Origin of the sequence: Pantoea sp. CS_6 (genome assembly GCF_041954745.1) — a bacterium.
Classification (GTDB): Bacteria; Pseudomonadota; Gammaproteobacteria; order Enterobacterales; family Enterobacteriaceae; genus Pantoea; species Pantoea stewartii.
In genome coordinates, this window is sequence record NZ_JAVAYG010000001.1 from 151,769 (window position 1) to 174,155 (window position 22,387).

Below are 22,387 nucleotides of genomic sequence, written 5' to 3' on the forward strand. Positions count from 1 at the left end.
CCGGATCATCGCCTTCGCGGTGCGCGCCACACAGCATGTGCCGTCTGATTAACGCAGGGAATTTCACCGTTCGCTTGAAAACGTAATGAGGGTGTACAGATGAGTAAAATCGATAATAAAGAATCTGACGTAACCAATCCTGCTCTGACGCGGATGATCACTGAAGGTACGCTGTCCCGCCGCAGTCTGATGAAATTGCTTTCAGCCGGGGCCGCGATGAGCACCGGGCTGATCGGCTTCCCTGGCATGGCGCTGGCAGAGGAGAAACCGACTCAGGGCGGCAAAATCCGTGTGGGCATGTCCAATGCGTCGGCGACTGACACGCTGGACCCGGCGAAAGGCAATAACAGCGCCGACTTTACGCGCCAGTTTATGTTCTACAGCGGTCTGACAGAGGTGGATAAAACCCTGACGGTGAAACCTGCGCTGGCGGAATCCATCGACTCTGACGATGGCGTCACCTGGAGCATTAAGCTGCGTAAAGGCGTGACCTTCCATGATGGTAAGCCGTTTACATCCAAAGACGTGGTTTATTCACTGAGCCGCCATAAAGATCCGGCCGTCGCGTCCAGCGCTTTCAAGCTGGCTGAGCAGTTCAAAACCATCAACGCCGTCAACGACAATGAAGTGCAGCTTATTCTGGTGGCACCTAACTTTGACGTTCCCTACATGCTCGCGACGTCGCCCTTCCTGATCGTGCAGGACGGCACCAAAGATTTCAGCAAAGGTATCGGCACAGGGCCGTTTGTCTGCAAAAGCTTTACGCCTGGCGTCAGTACGCTTGGCACGAAAAATCCCAACTATTTTAAACCGGGGCTGCCGCATCTGGACCAGGTGGAACTGCTCGGCGTGACCGATCAGGCGGCCCGCGTCAATGCTCTGTTATCAGGCGATATTCAGGTGGCTTCAGGGCTGAAAGCCTCGGACAGTATGCGCATCAGCCGTACACCGGATCATGGGGTGCTTGAAACCAAGGGCGGCATGTACACCAACCTGATTATCCGCAGCGACATTAAACCCGGCAGCAATCCGGATTTCGTGCTGGCGATGAAATATCTGCAACCCCGTGAGATCGTGGTGAAAACCGTGTTGCAGGGCTTTGGCGACGTCAGCAACGACACGCCGGTGCCGCCGTGGCACCCGCTGTACAACGCCGATCTCAAACCCCGTCCGTTGGATCCGGAAAAAGCGAAGTTTTATATCAACAAAGCCGGCATGAGCGGGCAAACCATTGAGATTGTGACAACGCCGCCGCTGGAAGGCGCAACCGAAGGCGCGCAGCTGATTCAGCAGGTAGGTCGCAATGTCGGACTGAACGTCAACGTGCGTCGTGTGCCGTATGAAGGCTACTGGGGCACCCACTGGATGAAAGATCCCATTGGTTACGGCTCCATCAACCCGCGGCCAACACTGGATATGCTGTTCTCACAGTTTTATCTCTCCAGCGCACCGAATAACGAATGCGGCTGGAAAAATGAACAGTTCGATCAGCTGGTGATTGCGGCGCGTGGCGAACGTGATAAAGCCAAACGCAAGCAGATGTACGGCGATATGCAAACCCTGATCTATGACCACTGCGGCACGCTGATTCCTGCCTTTATCAGCTCGATGGATGGTTACAGCAAGAAGCTGAAAGGGCTGGAAGCCTGGCCGTCAGGCATGTTGATGGGCTATCGCTTCCACGAGTTTGCCTGGCTGTCTGCCTGATCACGCGTCTGTAAGAGGAGTTCGCCGATGAACCGATACATGATGTTCCTGATTGCCCGGCGCATTGGCGCCGGCATCCTGACCTTGCTTATCGTCTCAGCGGTGGTGTTCTTTATCACCAGCCTGCTGCCGGGCGATGCGGCGCAAATGATCCTGGGGCAAAACGCCACACCCGAAACCGTGGCGGCCCTGCGTCAGCAACTGGGCTTAGATCAGCCGCTGCTGGTGCGCTATTTCACCTGGCTCGGCGGCATGCTGACAGGGAATTTTGGCACCTCATTTGCCAGTCATCTGCCGGTGGCACAGCTGGTGGCACAGCGGCTTCCGGCCACGTTTGAACTGGCGGCGACCACCACCGCCATCTGCGTGCCGCTTGCGCTGATTATCGGTATTGCCGCCGCGATGAACCGCGGCTCTAAGCTGGATCGCGCGCTGGTGATTGGCACTATGGCCACGGTAGCCGTACCGGAATTTCTGGTGGCGACCGTAGCGGTGCTGATCTTCGCCGTGAAGCTGCACTGGGTCTCGGCTATGTCACTGGGCAGTCCCAACATGGATTTCGCCAGCTATATCAAAGCCTACGCATTGCCGGTCATCACGCTATGTTGCGGCCTGGTCGCCCAGATGGCGCGCATGACGCGTGCGGCCATCATTAACCAGCTCGACAGCCCGTATCTGGAAATGGCGTTGCTGAAAGGCGTTTCCCCGATGCGCGCCGTGTTGCGTCATGCCTTACCTAACGCCGTTGGCCCGATTGCAAACGCGATTTCCCTCAGCCTTTCTTATCTGTTTGGTGGCGTCATCATCATTGAAACCATCTTCAGCTATCCCGGTCTGGCCAGCCAGATGGTGGATGCGGTCAGTAACCGCGATCTGCCCGTCGTGCAGCTCTGCGTCATGCTGTTTGCCGGCTGTTATCTGTTGCTGCTGCTGGCTGCGGATATTGTCACTATCGCCTTTAACCCGAAATGGAGGAGCTGATGAAACTTCTGCTTCCCTGGCGCATTTTTCAGTCACTGTCGTTATCAGGTCGCCTGGGCCTGATCGTGACCCTGTTCTGGCTGGTCATCGCGCTGTTTGGCACCTGGTGGGCACCGCACAGCCTCGACGATATTGGTTCCGGGCCGCTGATGGGCGGATTCACCCCCGAAAACCTGTTGGGCACCGATTATCTGGGGCGGGATATGCTCACGCGCATTATGTACGGCGCGAAATTCTCGCTGGGCCTGGCACTCGGCGCGGCCATTCTGGCCAGCCTGATTGGGACGATGCTGGCCTTAATCGCGGCGGTCACCGGACGCTGGCTGGAAGAGCTCTTGGGTCGCATTAACGACGCGATGCTGGTGCTGCCGGGTAAAATTCTGGCGCTGATGATTGTGGCGGTATTTGGTTCTTCACTGCCGATGCTGCTGATCACGGCGGTGTTCACCTACTGGCCGGGCGCCTTCCGCATTGCGTTTGCGCTGGCCAGTAGTTTGCGCAATATGGATTACGTCCGCGCCTCCCGGCTGCGGGGCGAAAGCCGCTGGTACATCGCCATCCACGATATTCTGCCGAACATGGTTCATCCGGTGCTGGCCGATTTTGGTCTGCGCTTTGTGTACATCGTCCTGCTGCTGAGCGGCCTGAGCTTCCTGGGGTTGGGCGTCCAGCCGCCGTATGCCGACTGGGGCACCTTAGTCCGCGAAAATATTCAGGGGCTGTTTGACGGTTCGCCGGCGGTGTTGATGCCCGCCCTGGCGATTGCCAGTCTTACTATCGCCGTAAACCTGTTTATTGACAGTCTGCAAAGCATGCGTCCGCTGACGCTGGCAAAGGAGGGGGCATGAACGTGACACCACATACGGCGATGCCTGTGATTTCGGTGGATAAGCTGCGCGTAACGGCGCACAACGACAATGGCGATGAGCTGGATATCGTCTCCGATATTCGCTTCACCGTGCAGAAGGGGGAAGTCCTGGCGCTGATTGGTGAATCCGGCTCGGGGAAAACCACCATCGCAATGGCGCTGATGGGCTATGCCCGCCACGGTTGTAAGATCGCCGAGGGAAATATCCACGTCGCGGGCACCAACGTCATGGCACTGACGCCTGCCGAACTTCGCTTTTTCCGCGGAAATAAGGTCGCCTACATTGCGCAAAGTGCGGCGGCCTCGTTTAACCCCGGCATGAAAATTATCGACCAGGTGATCGAGCCAGTGGTGATTCACGGCACGATGACGCGCAAGGCGGCAAAAGCCAAAGCGCTGGGCCTGTTTCGGGAGCTGGCGCTGCCGAATCCGGACACCATTGGCGATCGCTTTCCGCATCAGGTTTCGGGCGGACAGCTCCAGCGCTTAATGACGGCCATGGCGCTGATTAGCGATCCGGAGGTGGTGATTCTTGATGAGCCCACTACCGCGCTGGATGTCACCACGCAGGTCGAAGTGCTCAAAGCCTTCCGCCGCGTGGTCAAACAGCGTGGCGTGACGGCGATTTATGTCAGCCACGATCTGGCCGTCGTTGCACAAATGGCCGACCGTATTCTGGTTTTGCTGCAGGGAAAAATTGCCGAATACGGCACCACGGCCCATCTGATAGGCGCACCGCAGTCGGACTATACGCGCCTGCTGATGGCGGCGGCGCAACAGAAAGAACGCCCCAGCAACTGGTGCCCGGCAAAGGCGAATGAGCTGCCGCTGCTGGAAGTACGCGACCTGTCTGCGGGTTACGGACCCAAAGGCAGTGATGGTTTGCCCAAAGTGCGCATTCTGGAAAACATCAATCTTACGCTCTGGAAAGGCCAGGCCATCGGCATTATCGGTGAGTCCGGCTCGGGCAAAACCACGCTGGCTCATGCTATCGCCGGCCTGAACCCGGCCTGTCAGGGGCAAATCCTGTTTAACGGTCACATGGTGGCCGGTCAGATGCAAAAGCGCACGGATAACGAACTGCGTCGTATTCAGTATGTTTTCCAGATGGCGGATACGGCGCTCAATCCTGCACACAGTGTGGAACAAATTCTGTCACGCCCGCTGACGCTGTTTCATGGGCTGAGCGGCATCGCCCGGCAGAACCGGCTGTATCAACTGCTGGATTTGGTCAGGCTGCCACGTACCGTGCTCTCGCGCCGTCCCTGGTCGCTGTCCGGTGGACAAAAGCAGCGCGTGAACCTGGCGCGCGCGCTGGCGGCAGAGCCGGATGTCATTCTGTGCGATGAGGTAACCTCGGCGCTCGATACCGTGGTGGCCTCGGCGGTACTGGATCTGATCAGTGAGCTGCGCCGTGAACTGGGGCTGTCTGTCATCTTTATCAGCCACGATATGCACGCCGTCAGAGCGGTGTGCGATGAGATCGTCGTCATGCGCAATGGCGCTATCGTCACCCAACTGGCGCGGGAAAATTACGAGCAGCCGACCCGCGAGCTCTATTTTGAACGCCTGAAACGTGCCGTGCCTGAACTCCGTCAGGGCTGGCTCGACGAGCACGAAGAGATCCTGAAAGCCGAATAACCGGTAAACAAGCGCCCCCCATTCCGGGGCAGGGCAGCACGCCATTGCCATGTTGCCCCAACACACGACGAGGTTGTGACGACATGCCCGCACCGATTCGATATGTACAGGACAGCCCGGATTTCCCGGATGCTGCTGATGTGGTGGTGATAGGTGCCGGTATCGCCGGTGCAGCCGCAACCTGGTATCTGGCAAAGCAGGGCCTGAAAGTGGTGCTGATAGAAAAAGGCCTGGTCGGGGCCGAACAGTCCAGCCGCAACTGGGGCTGGTGCCGCCAGCAGAATCGCGACGAGCGTGAACTGCCACTGGTGATTGAAGCCCTGCGCGGCTGGGAACAACTGAGTCAGGAAACCGGGGAAGAGCTGGGGTTTCGCCGCAGCGGCCTGGTGTATGCCACCCGCAATGAAGCGGATATTGCCGCCTGGGATAAGTGGGGGCAGATGGCGAAGCAGTACGGCGTGCGCAGCGATATTCTGAATGCCCGGCAGGCTAAAGCGATGACGCCGGGCAGTACCACTGACTGGCTGGGCGGCGTATCAGCGCCTACGGACGGTGCTGCTGAGCCGCGACTCGCCGCCCCCGGCATTGTCATAGGGGCGCAGAAAAACGGGGCGCAGGTTTTTCAGCAGTGTGCCGTGCGCGGGCTGGATATCACGGCGGGCCGTGTCAGCGGCGTCGTTACGGAACGCGCCCTGATCAAGACCAGCCGTGTGATCTGTGCTGCCGGGGCATGGACCTCAATGTTTTGCCGTCGTCACGGTCTCGATCTGCCGCTTGGCAACGTGATTGGCACCGCGTTTCGCACCCAGCCCATTCGGCAGGCCATTACCGTGCCGTTTTATACCGAACGTTTCGCCTGTCGCCCACAGCTGGACGGCAGCTATACGGTTTCCGTCTCCGGCCGCGGCAGACTGGAGCCCGGCGCGCAGGGTCTGCGTTATCTGAAGCAGTTTTATCCCACATTCAAAAGTCGTCGTAAAAACCTTACCCTGAACCTGGGGATTAAACCGTTTTTCCATGGGCCTGAAGCCATGGGCCGCTGGGATCTGGATAGCGTTTCGCCGTTTGAGCGCATGCGTATTCTCGATCCGGCCGCCGATCGCTCGGTGGTGGAAAACGGCCTGGCAGCGATGCGCCGGGAGTTTCCTGCCCTGGCCAACCTGAAGGTTGCCCAGGCCTGGGGCGGCATGATTGACAGCACCCCGGATGCGATTCCGGTCATCTCCACCGTGGCAAAACTGCCCGGTCTGGTGCTGTCGGCGGGCTTCAGCGCCCACGGTTTTGGCATTGGCCCCGGTGCGGGCCGCCTTGCCGCCGAGCTGGCAACTGACGCCACGCCGGTTGTCGATCCGACACCTTATCGCTACAGCCGTTTCACTGACGGCAGCGCACTTGATGCACCTGGCATGATGTAAGGAAAGCAAAATGACATTTCATATTCGTACCATGACCTCAGACGATATCCCGCAGGTTCACGCCATGAGCCAGGCACTTAACTGGCCGCACCGTCGCGAGGACTGGGCGATCGGCATCCAGCTTGGCGAAGGCGTAGTGATTGAAGAGCAGGGCGAGGTCATCGGCAGCGCGATTCTGTGGCGCTGGGGTGACGAGGCCGCCACCATTGGCCTGGTCATTGTGGCCAATCAGCATCAGGGCCGGGGACTGGGCAAGCAGCTGATGCTGGCGCTGCTGGAAAAAGTCCCCGGCTATAACGTACGTCTGCACGCCACCGACATGGGCAAGGGCCTTTACGAGAAACTGGGTTTTGTGGCCTGCGGTAACATTCTCCAGTACCAAACGCCATCCCTGAGCAGCGTGCCGGCCGTGCCTATCCCGGCGGGGTTAACTCTGTCTGCCGCAACCGCCGAAGACCAGGACAGGCTGGTGCAGATGGACCAAGCGGCGCATGGACTGTACCGCCCTGAACTTATTGCGCATCTTATTAACGATAATCAGACCGTTATTTTGCAGGACGACGCGCAACAGGCGCGGGGGTTTGCCAGCCTGCGCCGTTTTGGCCGCGGCTGGGTGATTGGTCCGGTGATCGCGGACAGTTTACCGGTGGCACAGGCACTGACCGCCGCGTTAATGCAGGGCCTGAAAGGGGAATATCTGCGCATGGACACCGACGCCGCGCTGCCGATGGCCAGCTGGCTTGAAAGTCTTGGACTGGCCAATGTGGATGCCCCGGTCACCATGGTACGTGGCCAGGTGTGGGCACCACAGGGCATGCAGGCGTTTGGCTTAATGACCCAGGCGATGGCCTGATGCATATCGTGTACAAATCGGAGCCCCAGCGTGGCCTTTACTGGCAGCGCTGGCTGGCGGCGCATGCGCCGGATATCCACTTACATCTCTGGCCCGAAACGGGTGAGCCGGAGCAGGTGGAGGCGGTGATCGCCTGGGTGCCGCCGGACGATGTGACCCGCCGGTTTCCCAACCTGAAAATTCTGTTTTCTGTCGGTGCCGGGGCGGAACAGTTCGATCTGTCCGCGCTTCCTGCGCACCTGCCGTTAGTGAGGATGATTGAACCCGGGCTGACGCAGGGCATGGTGGAATACATTACCTTCGCCGTGCTGGGACTGCATCGCGATATGCCGCGCTATTTCCAGCAACAGCGTGCGCAGCAGTGGCAGGCGCATTCAGCCGTGCCCGCCAGCGAACGGCGCGTAGGGATCATGGGACTCGGCGAACTGGGGCGCGCCGCACTGACCCAGCTTCAGACATTAGGCTTTGACTGCGGCGGCTGGAGCCGGACGCCTCATCAGATACCGGGCGCAGTGTGCTGGCACGGTGACGCGCAGCTGCCCGCGTTTCTGGCACGCAGCGACATTCTGGTGTGCCTGTTACCACTGACGCCCAGCACAGAGGGCCTGCTCAATGCCAGACTGTTCAGCCAGTTGCCCGCCGGGGCCGCGCTGGTGCAGGCCGGACGCGGACCGCAGCTTAACGAACAGGATTTGCTGACCGCGCTGGACAGCGGTCAGTTACGGGCCGCGGTGATTGACGTAACGGAGCCGGAACCGCTCCCTGCCGGTCATGCGTTCTGGACCCATCCCGCCATCTGGCTCACGCCCCATATTGCCAGCCGCACACAAAACGACAGCGCGGTGAGCGCACTGGTGGCCAACCTGCGGCGTTTTCAGCGCGGTGAGCCGCTGCACGGCGTTATCGATCGTTCACGAGGATATTAAGATGGATCATTTAGTGGCGTTGCGCCGGGATCTGCACCGTAACCCGGAGCTGGGATTTCAGGAGCAGCGTACCAGCGACATTGTTGCCCGCTTTTTACACGATCTGGGTATTGAAGTGCATCGTGGCATCGGTAAAACCGGCGTCGTGGGCATACTGAGGAAAGGCACAAATTCGCGCATGATTGGGTTGCGTGCCGATATGGATGCGCTTCCTATGCAGGATAAAGGCGAGATTGCCTGGACCAGCCTGCAACAAAACCGCAGCCACGCCTGTGGTCATGATGGCCACACGACCATGTTGCTGGGCGCAGCGGAGAAACTGGCGCGTGACGTTGCGTTTGACGGTACGGTGTGTTTTATCTTTCAACCGGCAGAAGAGGGGCTGGCGGGCGCGAAGGCTATGATCGACGATGGCCTGTTTGAACGCTTTCCCTGCGATGCCGTGTATGCGCTGCATAACTGGCCCGAGCTGCCGCTTGGGGAGATTCAAACCCGTCCGGGGCCGATTATGGCGGCAGCCGACCGTTTTGATATCACCGTCAAAGGCGCAGGCGGGCATGCTGCCCAGCCTCATCTGACCCATGACACGCTGCTGGCGCTGAGCGAGCTGGTGGTCCAGCTCAACACGCTGGTGCCACGGGCACTTGATCCCTGCGAACCGGCTCTGCTGACCGTGACGCGCATGCAGGGCGGTTTCTCCCACAATATGATCCCTGCGGAAGCCAACATCACCGGTACGGTGCGCACCTTTAATCCCGCGGCGCAGGACATCATCGAATCACGCCTGCGGCAGATGGCAGAACACATCGCGGCCGCGCACGGCTTACAGGCTGAGGTGAACTATCTACGCTATTACCCGGCCACGATCAACAGTGATGCGGAAGCGACTCAGGCACTTGCCGCCCTGCAGGCCGCAGGTATGCAGGCACGCCTCGCGGCTCAGCCCGCGCTCACCTCAGAAGATTTTGCTTTTATGTTGCAGGCCAAACCCGGCGCCTATTTATGGATCGGTTCCGCGCCCTGCAAGCCGCTGCACCATGCGGCCTATGACTTTAACGACGCGTTGATACCGCATGGAATACGGGCATTTATCACGCTGGCCTGCCACGGGCTGGGGGCAACATTTCCTTGCTGAAACCTGTGGGATTTTAACACTTAATGCCGCTACTGGCGGAATTACGGCACCGTCATCGCTCAACAGATTGCGATACTTAAGCCAACCGAACACGACGTGGATGAGGTAGAGAAATGCAGAATGTCCTGGCAGAACAGCAAACTTATTCGGATAACAGCCTGTTGCTGGATGTCCGAGAACACCATGTGCCGCGTGGCATCGTTACCGCACATCCGCTGGTGATCGAACGCGCGAAAGGCAGCGAAGTATGGGATGTGGAAGGGAACCGCTATCTGGATTTCGTGGGCGGCATCGGCGTACTGAACGTCGGTCATAACCATCCTGCGGTCGTTAACGCCGTGACCCGTCAGCTCGGCCTGGTGTCGCATGCCTGTTTTCAGGTTGTGGCCTATCCCGGCTATATCGAACTGGCACAGCGCCTCAATAAGCTGGTCGGCGGTGAAGATCATTATAAAAGTGTTTTCTTCACCAGCGGCGCAGAAGCCGTCGAGAATGCGGTAAAAATTGCGCGAGCTTATACGCAACGTCCCGGCATTATCGCTTTTGACGGTGCCTTCCACGGTCGTACCTTGCTGGGTGTCACGCTGACCGGCATGTCTGCGCCGTACAAACAGAATTTCGGTCCGTTCCCGAGTGATGTGTATCGTCTGCCGTTCCCGAATCCGTTGCACGGTGTCACGGAGGCCGACTGTCTGAAGGCGCTGGAGCAGCTGTTTGCGGTGCAGATTCTGCCGGAGCGCGTGGCCGCCATTATCATTGAACCGGTGCAGGGCGATGGCGGCTTCTTACCGGCCGGTCCCGCGTTTATGCAGGCCCTGCGCCGCATTACCACCCAGCACGGCATTGTGTTGATCTGTGATGAAATCCAGAGCGGCTTTGGCCGTACCGGCACCATGTTTGCCTTCCAGCAACTTGGCATCAAACCGGATTTAGTCACGACGGCGAAGAGTCTGGCGGGCGGGTTGCCGATTTCGGGCGTGGTAGGTAAAGCCGAGATCATGGACAGCCCGGCGCCGGGCGGACTGGGCGGGACCTATGGCGGTAACGCGCTGGCCTGTGCGGCGGCCCTCGCGGTACTGGATATCTTTGAGCAGGAAAATCTGCTGGCGCGTTCTTGTCAGTTAGGTGAGCAACTGAATCAGCGTCTGCGTCAGCTGGCAGACAAGTATGCCTGTATTGGCGATGTGCGCGGCGTAGGTTTTATGCAGGCCGTTGAGATTCTGGATGTGGACACACACAAACCCGACAGTGCACTGACGCAAAAGATCCTCGACTGCGCCTGTCAGGAAGGGTTGCTGCTGATTAAATGTGGCTTGCATCGCAATACCATACGTTTCCTTGCACCGTTAGTGACCACCGATTCGCAACTTGAAGAGGCGCTGCATATTTTCGATATCGCGCTGGCGCGGGCGACCGGTCGTTTGTAACTGCACTGGCCCTCATTGACAAGGCAGCCACCCGGGATGCGGTCCACCAGGCCGCAACCGGGTGTCACGCTGGCGCATTTTTTGCAAAGCGTGATAAGCCCGGGATTTTTTGTGTTACAAAAAAGTAGCGCAGTTGTTATTTTAAAAGGCGTATTTTAAGGAGTAATAAAAGTGCGCTTTGCGCGAGTACACAGCGTATTTCTGGGTAGTCACGAACGTCCAGTACAGCGGTAAACAATGAGGGGTGCTATGAACGGCTTAATGAAACTCGATCGCATCGATATCAATATTCTGGTGCAACTACAAAAAGATGGCCGTATCAGCAACGTTAATCTCGCCGATGCCGTCGGGCTTTCCCCGAGCCCTTGCCTGCAACGCGTCAAGCGCCTGGAACAGGCGGGATTCATCACGGGCTATGAAGCGCACGTTAATCTCACCAAAATTACCGATTCCGTCACCGTCTTTACCGAAGTCACGCTTAACGGACACCGCCGCGAAGACTTTATGAAGTTTGAAGCTGCGATGCGTGACGTCGATGAGCTGATGGAGTGCCATCTGATTACCGGCGGTTACGATTACCTTCTGCGCTTTATCACCCGCAGTATTGAGCACTACCAGGACGTGATTGAGAAGATGCTCGATGCCCAAATCGGCATTGATAAATACTTCAGCTACATCGTGATCAAATCCCCGGTCATGAAAAGCAGTGTGCCCCTGCGCTCACTGATCGGCAAACATAACGCGATGGAATACGGAAGCCAGTAGCCCGCGCAGTAAGAACGCTTTTTCGCGATGACAGGTACGAATGCAACATCGCCTGTGCACGAAACCCATCACTGACCGTTGATATTTTTTTGATCGACTACCCTTTAAGTCTGCACGGACTAAGAGGGGAAGGCGACCATGAGTACCAAAACCAGTGATTTTTTTGTCCAGCGTCTCAAGGCGTGGGGCGTTACGCGCATTTATGGCTATCCGGGCGATGGCATCAACGGTGTTTTAGGGGCCATTCAGCGTGCCAACGAACAGGGTGACGGCATTGAATTTATCCAAGTCCGTCACGAAGAAATGGCCGCCTTTATGGCCGCCGGACATGCCAAATTTACCGGCGAGCTTGGCGTTTGTCTGTCAACGGGCGGCCCGGGTGCGACACATCTTCTGACCGGGCTCTACGATGCCAAAATGGATCACGCACCGGTTCTCGCCATTGCCGGGCAGGCGGAAGCGACCGCTCGCGGTGCCAGTTATCAGCAGGAAATGAACCTTGACCGGATTTTTTCCGACGTGGCTAATTTTGTGCAGGAAGCCTCCGCGCCTGCGCAGGTCCGCCATCTGATTGACCGTGGCGTTCGTATTGCCATTGCACAGAATGGCGTGGCGGTGGTGATCGTCCCGAAAGATATTCAGGACGAAGCCTGGCAGGCGCCTCCGCACCTTCACGGGTTTACCCATTCTGGCAGCGGCTATCAGCGCCCCAAAGTTGTCCCTTACGACCATGATCTGCAACGTGCTGCGGAGGTGCTGAACAGCGGGAAAAAGGTCGCCATTCTTATTGGTTCTGGTGCCCGCGATGCGGCGACAGAAGTGGTGAAAGCGGCTAATCTGTTGGGCGCGGGCGTGGCAAAAGCGTTGTTAGGTAAAGATGTGCTGCCGGATGATGCCCCTTTTGTGACCGGCGCTATTGGTTTACTTGGCACGGGGCCCTCCTGGGAAATGATGCAACACTGCGACACGCTGCTGATGATCGGTAGCGGCTTTCCCTGGACGGAATTTCTGCCGAAAGAAGGTCAGGCACGCGCAGTACAGATTGATATCGATCCTGCCATGCTGGGCCTGCGTTATCCTTGTGAAGTGAATCTGCACGGCGATGCCGCAGAAACGTTGCGTGCTTTGTTACCTTTGCTGGAGCACAAAACCGATCGTCGCTGGCAGGAGGATATTGCACGTCAGGTACAAGAGTGGTGGACACTGATGGAAACGCGAGCGCATGCTCCTGCCAATCCTGTTAATCCGCAGCGTGTGGTATGGGAAATGTCGCCGCAACTGCCGGACGATGCCATTGTGACCTCTGATTCCGGCTCCTGTGCCAACTGGTTTGCGCGTGACTATCGTGTAAAACAGGGCCAGCGCGCCTCACTGTCCGGCGGCCTGGCCTGTATGGGGGCGGCGGTGCCCTACGCGATTGCGGCCAAATTTGCCCATCCGCACAAGCCGGTTGTGGCGCTGGTGGGAGACGGGGCGATGCAGATGAATAATATGGCTGAGCTGATCACCATTCAGAAATACTGGCAACAATGGGCCGATCCGCGCCTGATTGTTTGTGTATTCAATAATCAGGACCTCAATCAGGTGACCTGGGAACAGCGCGTGATGGAGGGCAATCCGCGCTTCGAAGCAACCCAGCAACTGCCGAACGTTAACTATGCTGAGTTCGCTGAATCCCTGGGATTGACAGGGATCTATGTGGATAATCCGGATGCGCTCGCAGGTGCATGGCAACGGGCGCTCAGCGCTGACCGGCCTGTACTGCTGGAGGTAAAAACCGATCCGGAAGTCGCGCCTCTGCCGCCACATATCACGTTCAGTCAGGCCAAATCCTTTATGGCCTCCATGGTTAAAGGGGATCGTGGCGCGGTCCAGATTCTCAGTGACACGGCCAGCCAACTTTTTCATAAAAAACAGTAGCGGGTAAATTTTCACTCGCCCTGCGGCAAGACTCTGCTTGCTGCCGGCCATGCGGATGTCCGGCAGCCCTTTGCTAAACCGATAACAGGAGCCTGATCATGGGAACAAACACACAACCGGTGTGGCTGATTTCTGGATGTTCAACGGGATTTGGCCGTGAACTGGCGCAGCAGACCATCGCCCGCGGATTCCGGGTGGTCGTAACTGCACGCCATCGATCAGCGATCGCCGATCCGGTTGACGGCCATCCGAACGCGATCGCGGTTGAACTGGATGTGACGCAACAACACAGTATTGATAAGGCGGTCAACAAAGCGCTTGAAACGTTCGGCACCCTTGACGTACTGGTCAATAATGCGGGTTACGGTTACCAAAGTTCCGTCGAAGAAGGGGAAGACAAGGCCATTCGCGCGCAGTTTGATGCCAACGTTTTCGGTCTGTTTGCTCTGACGCGTGCGGTACTGCCGGCTATGCGCACCGCGCGACGGGGCCACATTATGAATATCACCTCCGTGGCAGGATTTATCGGCTTTGCCAGCTCAGGTTATTATGCTGCCAGTAAGCACGCCGTAGAGGGCTGGTCTGATTCGCTCGCCCAGGAAGTGGGTCCGTTAGGGATTCACGTGACCTGTATTGAACCCGGCCCGTTTCGTACCGACTGGGCAGGACGTTCCCTGCATCAGACCCCGAGCACCTTACCGGATTATGCCGAAACCGCTGCCGCCAGGATGAAGGCGACGGTGGCGTACAGCGGCACGCAGAAAGGTGACCCTGTTCGTGCGGCGAGCGCGATGATCGCCATTGCTGAACACCCCGAACCGCCGCGCCACGTGGTGATGGGAGCATGGGGTTATGAGGCGGTAACGGAAAAACTCAAAGCGCGACTGGTACAGATAGAAGCCTGGAAACAGACGTCATTATCAACCGATTTTCCTGATTAAACAGCCGGATAAGCCCTGACCGCTCTTTGGCATGGATGCCCTATGGCGTTGAGCGGTTTACTCTCAGACCTGTCCGGTGTCCTGCGCTTCACAGACAAATTCACCTTCGCTTCACTAAGTCGTCACCTCTCTGTCATCTGATCCCGTCACGCTGTAGCCATCCCGCAGTCCACCGGCTGCGAAATCCCCCTTACGCTGTGAGGATTTATTTGTGATGGAGTTATCCAGACATCCGACCACTGTGTATCAGGCCGTTGCGGCGCAACTGGAGCAGGCTGTTCAGGAGCGTTATCGCAGTGGTGACTACCTTCCTTCGGAGCAACAGCTGGCCGATCACTATGCCGTTAACCGCCACACCTTACGTCGGGCGGTTGATGAACTGGTGAATAAAGGGTTGCTGCAGCGTCGCCACGGCGTCGGCATTTTGGTGTTAATGCGCCCGTATGATTATCCGCTCCATGCGCAGGCCCGCTTCAGCCAGAACTTACTGGAACAGGGCAGCGATCCCACCAGTGAGCGCCTGCTGGCCGTATTGCGTCCTGCCAGTACAGACGTCGCGGCCGCATTAGGCGTGAACGAAGGCGACAACGTCATTCATCTGCGCACGCTGCGCCGGGTCAATGGCCTGCCGGTGTGCCTGATTAATCACTTCCTGCCCGACCTCAGTTGGTGGCCGCAGCTACAACGCTTTACCAGCGGCTCGCTCCACGACTTCCTGCGGCAGCACACCGGCAAGCAGCTGGTGCGCACGCAAACGCGCATCAGCACCCGTCGGGCTCAGGCCAAAGAGTGCAAGCAGCTGGAGATCGCACTGCATTCCCCCTTGTTGTGCGTGCGCACCCTGAATAAAACCACCGATGGTGCGATGGCGGAGTACTCCGTCAGCCTGACGCGTGGCGACATGATTGAACTCACTCTGGAGCACGAATGAAACAGCAAACGGCACGCCAGCACTGGCTTTCGGTGTTGGCCCACAGCAGCGCCGCCGAGCTTGACGCGCTCTGGCAGCCGCTCAACCTTACGCCGGCCTTTACGCTGATCCGACCGGCTGAAATTGGCCTGACACGGTTGCAGGCCCGCATGGGCGCGACGGGCAAACGTTTTGTGATGGGCGATGCCACCGTCACGCGCGCGGTCGTCCGGCTAAACGATGGCACCCTGGGCTACAGCTACCTGCTGGGCCGGGATAAAGCCCACGCCGAACGCTGTGCCCTGATGGATGCGCTGTTGCAGCAGACGGGCACCGCCGAGCTGTTACAGGAAAAGATTATTACCCCACTGGCGGCCTTACGCGACGAGCAGCGTCAGCTGCGTGCACGTGAAATCGCCAGTAGCAAAGTGGACTTCTTTACGCTGGTACGCGGAGACAATGAATGACTTTACTGGCAAGTTTTCATCACCCGGTTGCGGATGCGCAGCATGCTTTTCGCCGCATTCTGAAAGCCATGAGCGAACCTGGCGTTATGGTATCGCTGCCGCTGCAACAGGGCTGGGGCGCACTTTCTCCCGCCGCCACTGCCGTGCTGCTGACCCTGGTCGATCAGGAAAGCCCCCTATGGCTGGACCCACAGGTCGATAATCAGACGCTGCGCGATAACCTGCGTTTTCATACCGGCGCACCGATTACCGACAGCAGTGATGCGGCATTTGCGTTAAGTCACGCGACCGCTCAGCCTAATCCGGCCGACTTTTCCGCGGGTGATAACCTGGCACCTGAGAAAAGCACCACGCTGATTATTGAGGTACCTGCGCTGAACGGTGGCCTGGCATTACGGTTGACAGGGCCGGGGCTGCGCGAAGCACGCGCCATTGCGCCACAACTGCCGGAAAGCGTGATCGACTACCTGCGTGCCCGCCCGCATCCGTTTCCTCAGGGTGTGGATCTCATCTTTACCTGTGGCGAAGCGATGATGGCGGTGCCACGGACAACCCACGTTGAGGTGTGCTCATGTACGTAGCCGTGAAAGGGGGCGAAAAAGCCATTGCTAACGCCCATCACCTGCAGGCGGATGTGCGGCGCGGCGATCGCGCGGTGCCTGAATTATCCTGCGACCAGGTCGCGCAGCAGCTCGGTCTGGCGGTAGATCGGGTGATGACGGAAGGTGGCATTTACGATCCCGCGCTGGCGGCGCTGGCGATTAAGCAGGCCAGCGGCGATCTGGTGGAGGCCATTTTCCTGCTGCGTGCCTATCGCACAACCCTGCCGCGGCTGGCGCAAAGCACGCCGTTAGCTACGGGTAGCATGCGAATCGAGCGACGCATCTCGGCGGTGTATAAGGATTTACCCGGCGGTCAGGTGTTGGGGCCGACCTACGACTACAGTCACCGTCTGCTGGACTTTACGTTGATGGCAAATGGCGAAACACCGCCGCCGCCGCGCAGTGAGCAGGCGCTGCCGGAACACTGTCCGCATATGTTCAGCATGATGAGCGAGGAAGGCTTCGCGGAGACAGAACACGACGATGGCAGCGAACCCACGGATATCACCCGTGAGCCGATGGGCTTTCCCGCCTCGCGCGCGGCACGTCTTCAGCAACTGGTGCGCGGCGACGAAGGGTTTCTGCTGTCGCTGGGCTATTCCACTCAGCGTGGCTATGGCCGCACGCACCCCTTTGCCGGTGAAATCCGTACCGGATACGTCAGCGTCAGCATTTGTCCCGAAGAGCTGGGTTTTGAACTGGAGATCGGGGAAATGCTGCTGACCGAATGCGAAATGGTCAACGGTTTTACGCACGACGGCGAAAGCGCCCCGCACTTTACGCGGGGTTATGGCCTGGTCTTTGGCCGGGCTGAACGTAAAGCCATGTCCATGGCGCTGGTGGATCGGGCGCTACAGACGCGTGAACACCATGAACGCATTACCAGCCCGGCGCAGGACGAGGAGTTTGTGCTGTCCCATGCGGATAACGTCGAAGCCGCAGGTTTTGTGTCCCACTTAAAACTGCCGCACTACGTCGATTTCCAGGCGGAACTGGAACTGCTGAAACGTCTGCGCCAGGACTATCAGGAGCAGCAAAATGGCTGAACTCAGCGGCTATAACAACGGCTATCTTGACGAACAAACTAAACGTACGATCCGACGCGCCATCCTGAAAGCCGTGGCGATTCCCGGTTATCAGGTGCCGTTTGCCGGACGTGAAATGCCGATGCCTTACGGCTGGGGCACCGGCGGTATTCAAATTACCGCCAGCGTGATTGGCGACAAAGACGTTCTGAAAGTTATCGACCAGGGCGCGGACGATACCACCAATGCGGTCTCGATCCGCCGTTTCTTTCAGCGCGTCAGCGGTGCGGCGACGACCGAGCGCACAGTGGATGCCTCGCTGATCCAGACGCGCCACCGTATTCCGGAAACGCCGCTGCAAGAAGATCAGATCCTGATTTTCCAGGTGCCGATTCCCGAGCCGCTGCGCTTTATTGAGCCTCGCGAAACGGAAACCCGCACCATGCATGCGCTGGAAGAGTACGGCATTATGCAGGTCAAACTGTACGAAGATATCGCCCGTTTTGGTCACATCGCCACCACCTATGCCTATCCGGTAAAGGTCAACGATCGCTATGTGATGGATCCGTCGCCGATCCCCAAATTCGATAACCCCAAGATGCACATGATGCCCGCGCTCCAGCTGTTTGGTGCCGGTCGTGAAAAACGCATCTATGCCTTGCCGCCCTATACCAAAGTTGAAAGCCTCGATTTCGACGATCATCCCTTCACCGTGCAGCAGTGGGACGAACCCTGTGCGCTCTGTGGTTCGCGCCACAGCTATCTGGATGAGGTGGTGATGGACGACCAGGGCACGCGCATGTTTGTGTGCTCCGATACCGATTTTTGCCACCAGCAGCAGGAACAACACCATGCACAGTGAACAACCGCTGCTCGCGGTGAACAACCTTACGCATCTGTATGCGCCAGGAAAAGGCTTTGAAGACGTCAGTTTTGATCTCTATCCGGGCGAGGTTCTGGGTATCGTCGGGGAATCCGGATCGGGCAAAACCACCCTGTTGCGTAGCCTGTCAGCGCGGCTGGCACCGCAGGCGGGCGCGATTCACTATCTGCAACGCGATCTGTATCAAATGAGCGAAAGCGACCGCCGCCGCTTACTGCGCACGGCGTGGGGCGTGGTCCACCAGCATCCGCTGGAAGGTTTGCGCCCTCAGGTCACGGCGGGCGGCAATATCGGCGAGCGCCTGATGGCCGTCGGTCACCGCCATTACGGCGAAATCCGCGCGCAAGCCAGCCACTGGCTGCAGGCGGTGGAAATCGCGGCTAACCGCATCGATGATCTGCCGACAACCTTTTCCGGCGGCATGCAGCAGCGTCTGCAGATCGCCCGCAATCTGGTCACCCAGCCGAAGCTGGTGTTTATGGATGAACCGACCGGCGGCCTGGACGTTTCGGTGCAGGCACGGTTACTGGATCTGCTGCGTACGCTGGTGCGGGAACTCAATCTGGCGGTGGTAATTGTGACGCACGATCTGGGCGTGGCGCGCCTGCTGGCGCATCGCCTGCTGGTGATGAAGCAGGGCCGGGTGGTGGAAAGTGGCTTAACTGACCGCGTGCTGGATGACCCGCATCATCCTTACACGCAACTGCTGGTTTCATCGGTGCTCAACTAATGGCGACGGCGACTATGAAAACGCAACTGCGCGTAGAAAATTTGTGCAAAACCTTTGTGTTGCACAATCAAAACGGGGCGGCGCTGCCGGTATTACAGGATGCCTGCCTGGACGTCAGTCAGGGCGAATGCGTGGTACTGCACGGGCATTCCGGCAGCGGGAAATCCACCCTGCTGCGTGCCCTGTACGGTAACTATCAGGCCAACAGCGGCCACATCTGGGTACAGCATCAGGGTGAGTGGGTGGATATGGCGCAGGCACCGGCCCGTCAGATTATTGCCATTCGTCGCGATACTATCGGCTGGGTCAGTCAGTTTCTGCGCGTCATCCCGCGCGTGCCGACGCTGGAGATCGTGATGCAGCCGTTGCTGGAGCGCGGCGTGGAACGCGGCTTCTGCGAAGCCCGCGCGAAAGAGCTGCTGACGCGACTTAACGTCCCGCAGCGCCTCTGGTCTCTGGCCCCCTCAACCTTTTCGGGAGGCGAGCAGCAGCGCGTCAATATCGCCCGCGGCTTTATCGCGGACTATCCGGTGTTGTTACTGGACGAACCCACGGCGTCACTCGACAGTGTCAACAGTGCCGCGGTCGTGGGCCTGATTGAGCAGGCGCGTGAACGCGGCGCGGCAATCGTGGGGATCTTTCATGATGAAGCGGTGCGGGAACGTGTGGCCGATCGCCTGCACGTCATGCAGCCCTTCAAAACAGGGGCAGAAGCATGATCATTAATAACGTAAAGCTGGTGCTGGAAAATGAGGTTGTTGCCGGTTCGCTGGAGTTTCGCGAAGACCGTATTACCAACTTTAGCGAAACGAACAGCCAGCTGGCCAGTGCGCTGGATGGCGAAGGCGCGTATCTGCTGCCGGGCCTGGTGGAGTTGCATACCGATAACCTGGACAAATTTTTCACCCCACGGCCTAAAGTCGACTGGCCGGCGCACTCGGCGATGAGCAGCCACGATGCGCTGATGGTGGCCAGCGGCATCACCACCGTGCTGGATGCTATCGGCGTGGGGGATGTGCGTGATGGCGGCCACCGACTGGAAAATCTCAGTAAAATGATTGGCGCGATTCGTGACAGCAACCAAAAGGGGCTTAATCGCGCGGAGCATTTACTGCATCTGCGTTGTGAGCTGCCGCATCATACAACGCTGCCGCTGTTTGAAGCCTTGCTGTCCTCACCTGAGCTGTCGCTGGTGTCGCTGATGGATCACTCACCGGGCCAGCGTCAGTATGCGTCGCTGGAAAAGTACCGGGAATACTACCAGGGAAAATACCAGCTGAATGACGAGCAGATGGATGCGTTTGAGCGCGAGCAACTGGAACTGGCCGAGGCCTGGTCACAGCCCAATCGTCTGGCGATTGCCGCGCTGTGCCGCGATCACGGCATCGCGATCGCCAGTCATGACGATGCGACTGTTGACCATGTCGAAGAGTCGCACGCCGTGGGCAGTGCGATTGCCGAGTTTCCCACCACGCTGGAGGCGGCGAAAGCTTCGCGCTACCGCAACATGCAGGTGTTAATGGGCGCGCCCAACATTGTTCGCGGCGGTTCGCATTCCGGCAACGTGGCCGCCTGGGAGCTGGCCGCTCACGGCATGCTGGATATCCTGTCGTCGGACTACTATCCCGCCAGCCTGCTGGATGCGGCGTTCCGTCTGGCCGCCGATGAGCGCAATACGCTCTCTTTGCCTCAGGCCATTGCGCTGGTGACGTGCAATCCGGCACGTGCGCTGGGGCTGGAAGATCGTGGCGTGATCAGCGAAGGCTGCCGCGCCGACCTGGTCCTGGCGCATACTCAACATGGCCATCCCCATATTCGCCATGTCTGGTGTAAAGGTCGGCAGGTGTACTGATGGCCCGGCTCATCTGGCTTATCGGCCCGTCCGGTTCAGGCAAAGACAGCCTGCTGGACCGGCTGCGCGAGGCACCGCCTGAGGGCTTGCTGATTGCTCATCGCTATATTACGCGTCCCCATGATGTAGGGGGCGAAAACCATATCGCCCTGACGGAAGCGGAATTTATCCGGCGCGATGCGCTGGGGTTATTTGCCGTCAGCTGGCAGGCGCACGGTTTTTATTACGGCGTGGGCAGTGAAATCGACCACTGGCTGGCGTGCGGGCAAAACGTGCTGGTCAACGGATCGCGCCAGCATCTGGAACACGTCCGGGCACGTTACGGCACGCGACTGTTACCGCTATGCCTTGAGGTGTCGTCTGCGGTACTGGCCGCACGGTTACGCCAGCGTGGCCGTGAGAGCGAAGCGGCGATCGCCCAACGGCTGGCACGGGCTGACCGGCATCAGCCAGAAGGCTGCCTGCGGCTGAATAACGATGGCGCACTCGAAGAGACCGTACAACAGTTACGTCAGCTGCTGGAGGGCGCCTCATGAAACTGACCCTGCTCGGTACGGGCGGCGTAACCGGGGCACCCGTGTTCGGTTGTGACTGTGGCGCCTGTTTGCGCGCCCGTCAGTTTGCCCGTTATCGCCGCGCGCCTACAAGCGCGTTAATCGAAGCCGGACGTGAACGTATTTTACTGGATGCGGGCTTACCCTGGCTGGCAGAACGGTTTCAGCCTGAGGATATCAACCGGATTCTGCTGACGCACTATCATATGGATCATGTGCAGGGCTTATTTACCCTGCGCTGGGGCAAAGGGAAACCGATTCCCGTCTGGGGGCCGCCGGATGAAAAGGGCTGTGACGACTTGTTTAAACATCCCGGCTTACTGGATTTCCGGCCCGCGTTAACCCCCTTCGTGGCCCAGTCATTTGGCGACCTGCGGGTGACGCCCTTACCACTCCAGCATTCACGGCTTACGCATGGCTATCTGTTTGACTGGCACGGTGCCCGGCTGGCCTGGCTGTGTGATACCTGCGGTCTGCCGCCGGATACCGCGGATTTCCTTCGTGGACAAACGCTGGACCACCTGGTGGTGGACTGCAACGATCCCCCCGGTCAGGGCGGGCGTAACCATAACGATGTGACCGCGGCCCTGACCATCATCGAGGCACTGAAACCCCACCAGGCCTGGCTGATTCATCTGAGTCACGATATGGACAACTGGCTGGCCGAGCATCCGCTACCGGCCTCGGTGCAGGCGGCGCATGACGGCCTGTCGCTGTCTCTGGACGCCGTTTTGCCTGTCATCGTTTAATCACATAACCGTAATACAGCTTTCATCCCCGGTGTT

Annotated in this window: 22 protein-coding genes; all 22 read left to right on the top strand. The window is 58.6% G+C overall.

All coding sequences use genetic code 11. From position 1 onward, the window contains the following. The first annotated feature begins 99 nt into the window (after positions 1-99). The gene (locus RAC90_RS00640) at positions 100-1,707 is read left to right on the top strand and encodes an ABC transporter substrate-binding protein (RefSeq protein WP_375123822.1); all 1,608 of its coding nucleotides are present in this window, start codon (positions 100-102) and stop codon (positions 1,705-1,707) included. A gap of 27 nt (positions 1,708-1,734) precedes the next feature. After that, positions 1,735-2,688, top strand: coding sequence for an ABC transporter permease (locus RAC90_RS00645; RefSeq protein ID WP_039338049.1), 954 nt, complete (start codon positions 1,735-1,737; stop codon positions 2,686-2,688). Continuing rightward, positions 2,688-3,536: an ABC transporter permease gene (locus RAC90_RS00650; RefSeq protein WP_006119653.1), complete on the top strand. Its 849-nt coding sequence runs from the start codon at positions 2,688-2,690 to the stop codon at positions 3,534-3,536. The genes RAC90_RS00645 and RAC90_RS00650 overlap by 1 nt, the downstream gene beginning before the upstream one ends. After that, positions 3,533-5,197, top strand: coding sequence for an ABC transporter ATP-binding protein (locus tag RAC90_RS00655; RefSeq protein WP_110268287.1), 1,665 nt, complete (start codon positions 3,533-3,535; stop codon positions 5,195-5,197). Before RAC90_RS00650 ends, RAC90_RS00655 begins: the two co-directional genes overlap by 4 nt. Before the next feature lie 83 nt (positions 5,198-5,280). Beyond that, complete coding sequence (locus tag RAC90_RS00660) at positions 5,281-6,612, top strand: FAD-binding oxidoreductase (RefSeq protein WP_058701623.1); 1,332 nt, start codon at positions 5,281-5,283, stop codon at positions 6,610-6,612. 10 nt (positions 6,613-6,622) lie between these two features. Continuing rightward, positions 6,623-7,465 (top strand): GNAT family N-acetyltransferase, encoded by an 843-nt coding sequence (locus RAC90_RS00665; RefSeq protein ID WP_375123823.1) that lies wholly within the window; start codon positions 6,623-6,625, stop codon positions 7,463-7,465. After that, complete coding sequence (locus tag RAC90_RS00670) at positions 7,465-8,391, top strand: glyoxylate/hydroxypyruvate reductase A (protein WP_172912973.1); 927 nt, start codon at positions 7,465-7,467, stop codon at positions 8,389-8,391. The genes RAC90_RS00665 and RAC90_RS00670 overlap by 1 nt, the downstream gene beginning before the upstream one ends. 1 nt (position 8,392) lies before the next feature. Beyond that, positions 8,393-9,526, top strand: coding sequence for a M20 aminoacylase family protein (locus RAC90_RS00675; RefSeq protein ID WP_375123824.1), 1,134 nt, complete (start codon positions 8,393-8,395; stop codon positions 9,524-9,526). 113 nt (positions 9,527-9,639) lie between these two features. Further along, a complete protein-coding gene (gene gabT, locus RAC90_RS00680; protein ID WP_033740353.1) occupies positions 9,640-10,953 on the top strand; it encodes a 4-aminobutyrate--2-oxoglutarate transaminase in 1,314 nt (437 codons plus the stop codon). Positions 10,954-11,202: 249 nt separating this feature from the next. Continuing rightward, positions 11,203-11,718 (top strand): Lrp/AsnC family transcriptional regulator, encoded by a 516-nt coding sequence (locus RAC90_RS00685; RefSeq protein ID WP_033740352.1) that lies wholly within the window; start codon positions 11,203-11,205, stop codon positions 11,716-11,718. A 138-nt stretch (positions 11,719-11,856) separates the two neighbouring features. Next, the gene (locus tag RAC90_RS00690) at positions 11,857-13,638 is read left to right on the top strand and encodes a thiamine pyrophosphate-requiring protein (RefSeq protein WP_039338040.1); all 1,782 of its coding nucleotides are present in this window, start codon (positions 11,857-11,859) and stop codon (positions 13,636-13,638) included. A 98-nt stretch (positions 13,639-13,736) separates the two neighbouring features. After that, positions 13,737-14,579 carry an oxidoreductase gene (locus RAC90_RS00695; RefSeq protein ID WP_375123825.1) on the top strand — a complete coding sequence of 281 codons (843 nt, stop codon included), beginning with the start codon at positions 13,737-13,739 and terminating at the stop codon, positions 14,577-14,579. 214 nt (positions 14,580-14,793) lie between these two features. After that, positions 14,794-15,510: a phosphonate metabolism transcriptional regulator PhnF gene (gene phnF, locus RAC90_RS00700; RefSeq protein ID WP_006119641.1), complete on the top strand. Its 717-nt coding sequence runs from the start codon at positions 14,794-14,796 to the stop codon at positions 15,508-15,510. Next, on the top strand, positions 15,507-15,956 hold the full coding sequence (gene phnG / locus RAC90_RS00705) for a phosphonate C-P lyase system protein PhnG (RefSeq protein ID WP_006119640.1): 450 nt from the start codon (positions 15,507-15,509) through the stop codon (positions 15,954-15,956). The genes phnF and phnG overlap by 4 nt, the downstream gene beginning before the upstream one ends. Continuing rightward, on the top strand, positions 15,953-16,537 hold the full coding sequence (gene phnH, locus RAC90_RS00710; protein WP_033739495.1) for a phosphonate C-P lyase system protein PhnH: 585 nt from the start codon (positions 15,953-15,955) through the stop codon (positions 16,535-16,537). The genes phnG and phnH overlap by 4 nt, the downstream gene beginning before the upstream one ends. Continuing rightward, complete coding sequence (locus tag RAC90_RS00715; protein WP_375123826.1) at positions 16,528-17,604, top strand: carbon-phosphorus lyase complex subunit PhnI; 1,077 nt, start codon at positions 16,528-16,530, stop codon at positions 17,602-17,604. Before phnH ends, RAC90_RS00715 begins: the two co-directional genes overlap by 10 nt. Beyond that, positions 17,597-18,445: an alpha-D-ribose 1-methylphosphonate 5-phosphate C-P-lyase PhnJ gene (locus RAC90_RS00720; protein WP_375123827.1), complete on the top strand. Its 849-nt coding sequence runs from the start codon at positions 17,597-17,599 to the stop codon at positions 18,443-18,445. The genes RAC90_RS00715 and RAC90_RS00720 overlap by 8 nt, the downstream gene beginning before the upstream one ends. Further along, the gene (gene phnK, locus RAC90_RS00725; protein ID WP_006119636.1) at positions 18,435-19,196 is read left to right on the top strand and encodes a phosphonate C-P lyase system protein PhnK; all 762 of its coding nucleotides are present in this window, start codon (positions 18,435-18,437) and stop codon (positions 19,194-19,196) included. Before RAC90_RS00720 ends, phnK begins: the two co-directional genes overlap by 11 nt. After that, complete coding sequence (gene phnL / locus RAC90_RS00730; RefSeq protein WP_033739491.1) at positions 19,196-19,915, top strand: phosphonate C-P lyase system protein PhnL; 720 nt, start codon at positions 19,196-19,198, stop codon at positions 19,913-19,915. The genes phnK and phnL overlap by 1 nt, the downstream gene beginning before the upstream one ends. Beyond that, a complete protein-coding gene (gene phnM, locus RAC90_RS00735; protein WP_039338201.1) occupies positions 19,912-21,048 on the top strand; it encodes an alpha-D-ribose 1-methylphosphonate 5-triphosphate diphosphatase in 1,137 nt (378 codons plus the stop codon). Before phnL ends, phnM begins: the two co-directional genes overlap by 4 nt. Further along, entirely contained in the window at positions 21,048-21,584 is a 537-nt protein-coding gene (gene phnN, locus RAC90_RS00740) for a ribose 1,5-bisphosphokinase (RefSeq protein WP_006119633.1), read from the top strand. The genes phnM and phnN overlap by 1 nt, the downstream gene beginning before the upstream one ends. Next, positions 21,581-22,351, top strand: a complete 771-nt coding sequence (phnP, locus tag RAC90_RS00745; protein ID WP_375123828.1) for a phosphonate metabolism protein PhnP — start codon at positions 21,581-21,583, stop codon at positions 22,349-22,351. The genes phnN and phnP overlap by 4 nt, the downstream gene beginning before the upstream one ends. Positions 22,352-22,387 lie beyond the last annotated feature (36 nt).

Coding starts and splice junctions, on each gene's coding strand:
- RAC90_RS00640 (WP_375123822.1), top strand. CDS start 100: ATGAGTAAAATCGATAATAAAGAATCTGACGTAACCAATCCTGCTCTG.
- RAC90_RS00645 (WP_039338049.1), top strand. CDS start 1,735: ATGAACCGATACATGATGTTCCTGATTGCCCGGCGCATTGGCGCCGGC.
- RAC90_RS00650 (WP_006119653.1), top strand. CDS start 2,688: ATGAAACTTCTGCTTCCCTGGCGCATTTTTCAGTCACTGTCGTTATCA.
- RAC90_RS00655 (WP_110268287.1), top strand. CDS start 3,533: ATGAACGTGACACCACATACGGCGATGCCTGTGATTTCGGTGGATAAG.
- RAC90_RS00660 (WP_058701623.1), top strand. CDS start 5,281: ATGCCCGCACCGATTCGATATGTACAGGACAGCCCGGATTTCCCGGAT.
- RAC90_RS00665 (WP_375123823.1), top strand. CDS start 6,623: ATGACATTTCATATTCGTACCATGACCTCAGACGATATCCCGCAGGTT.
- RAC90_RS00670 (WP_172912973.1), top strand. CDS start 7,465: ATGCATATCGTGTACAAATCGGAGCCCCAGCGTGGCCTTTACTGGCAG.
- RAC90_RS00675 (WP_375123824.1), top strand. CDS start 8,393: ATGGATCATTTAGTGGCGTTGCGCCGGGATCTGCACCGTAACCCGGAG.
- gabT (WP_033740353.1), top strand. CDS start 9,640: ATGCAGAATGTCCTGGCAGAACAGCAAACTTATTCGGATAACAGCCTG.
- RAC90_RS00685 (WP_033740352.1), top strand. CDS start 11,203: ATGAACGGCTTAATGAAACTCGATCGCATCGATATCAATATTCTGGTG.
- RAC90_RS00690 (WP_039338040.1), top strand. CDS start 11,857: ATGAGTACCAAAACCAGTGATTTTTTTGTCCAGCGTCTCAAGGCGTGG.
- RAC90_RS00695 (WP_375123825.1), top strand. CDS start 13,737: ATGGGAACAAACACACAACCGGTGTGGCTGATTTCTGGATGTTCAACG.
- phnF (WP_006119641.1), top strand. CDS start 14,794: ATGGAGTTATCCAGACATCCGACCACTGTGTATCAGGCCGTTGCGGCG.
- phnG (WP_006119640.1), top strand. CDS start 15,507: ATGAAACAGCAAACGGCACGCCAGCACTGGCTTTCGGTGTTGGCCCAC.
- phnH (WP_033739495.1), top strand. CDS start 15,953: ATGACTTTACTGGCAAGTTTTCATCACCCGGTTGCGGATGCGCAGCAT.
- RAC90_RS00715 (WP_375123826.1), top strand. CDS start 16,528: ATGTACGTAGCCGTGAAAGGGGGCGAAAAAGCCATTGCTAACGCCCAT.
- RAC90_RS00720 (WP_375123827.1), top strand. CDS start 17,597: ATGGCTGAACTCAGCGGCTATAACAACGGCTATCTTGACGAACAAACT.
- phnK (WP_006119636.1), top strand. CDS start 18,435: ATGCACAGTGAACAACCGCTGCTCGCGGTGAACAACCTTACGCATCTG.
- phnL (WP_033739491.1), top strand. CDS start 19,196: ATGGCGACGGCGACTATGAAAACGCAACTGCGCGTAGAAAATTTGTGC.
- phnM (WP_039338201.1), top strand. CDS start 19,912: ATGATCATTAATAACGTAAAGCTGGTGCTGGAAAATGAGGTTGTTGCC.
- phnN (WP_006119633.1), top strand. CDS start 21,048: ATGGCCCGGCTCATCTGGCTTATCGGCCCGTCCGGTTCAGGCAAAGAC.
- phnP (WP_375123828.1), top strand. CDS start 21,581: ATGAAACTGACCCTGCTCGGTACGGGCGGCGTAACCGGGGCACCCGTG.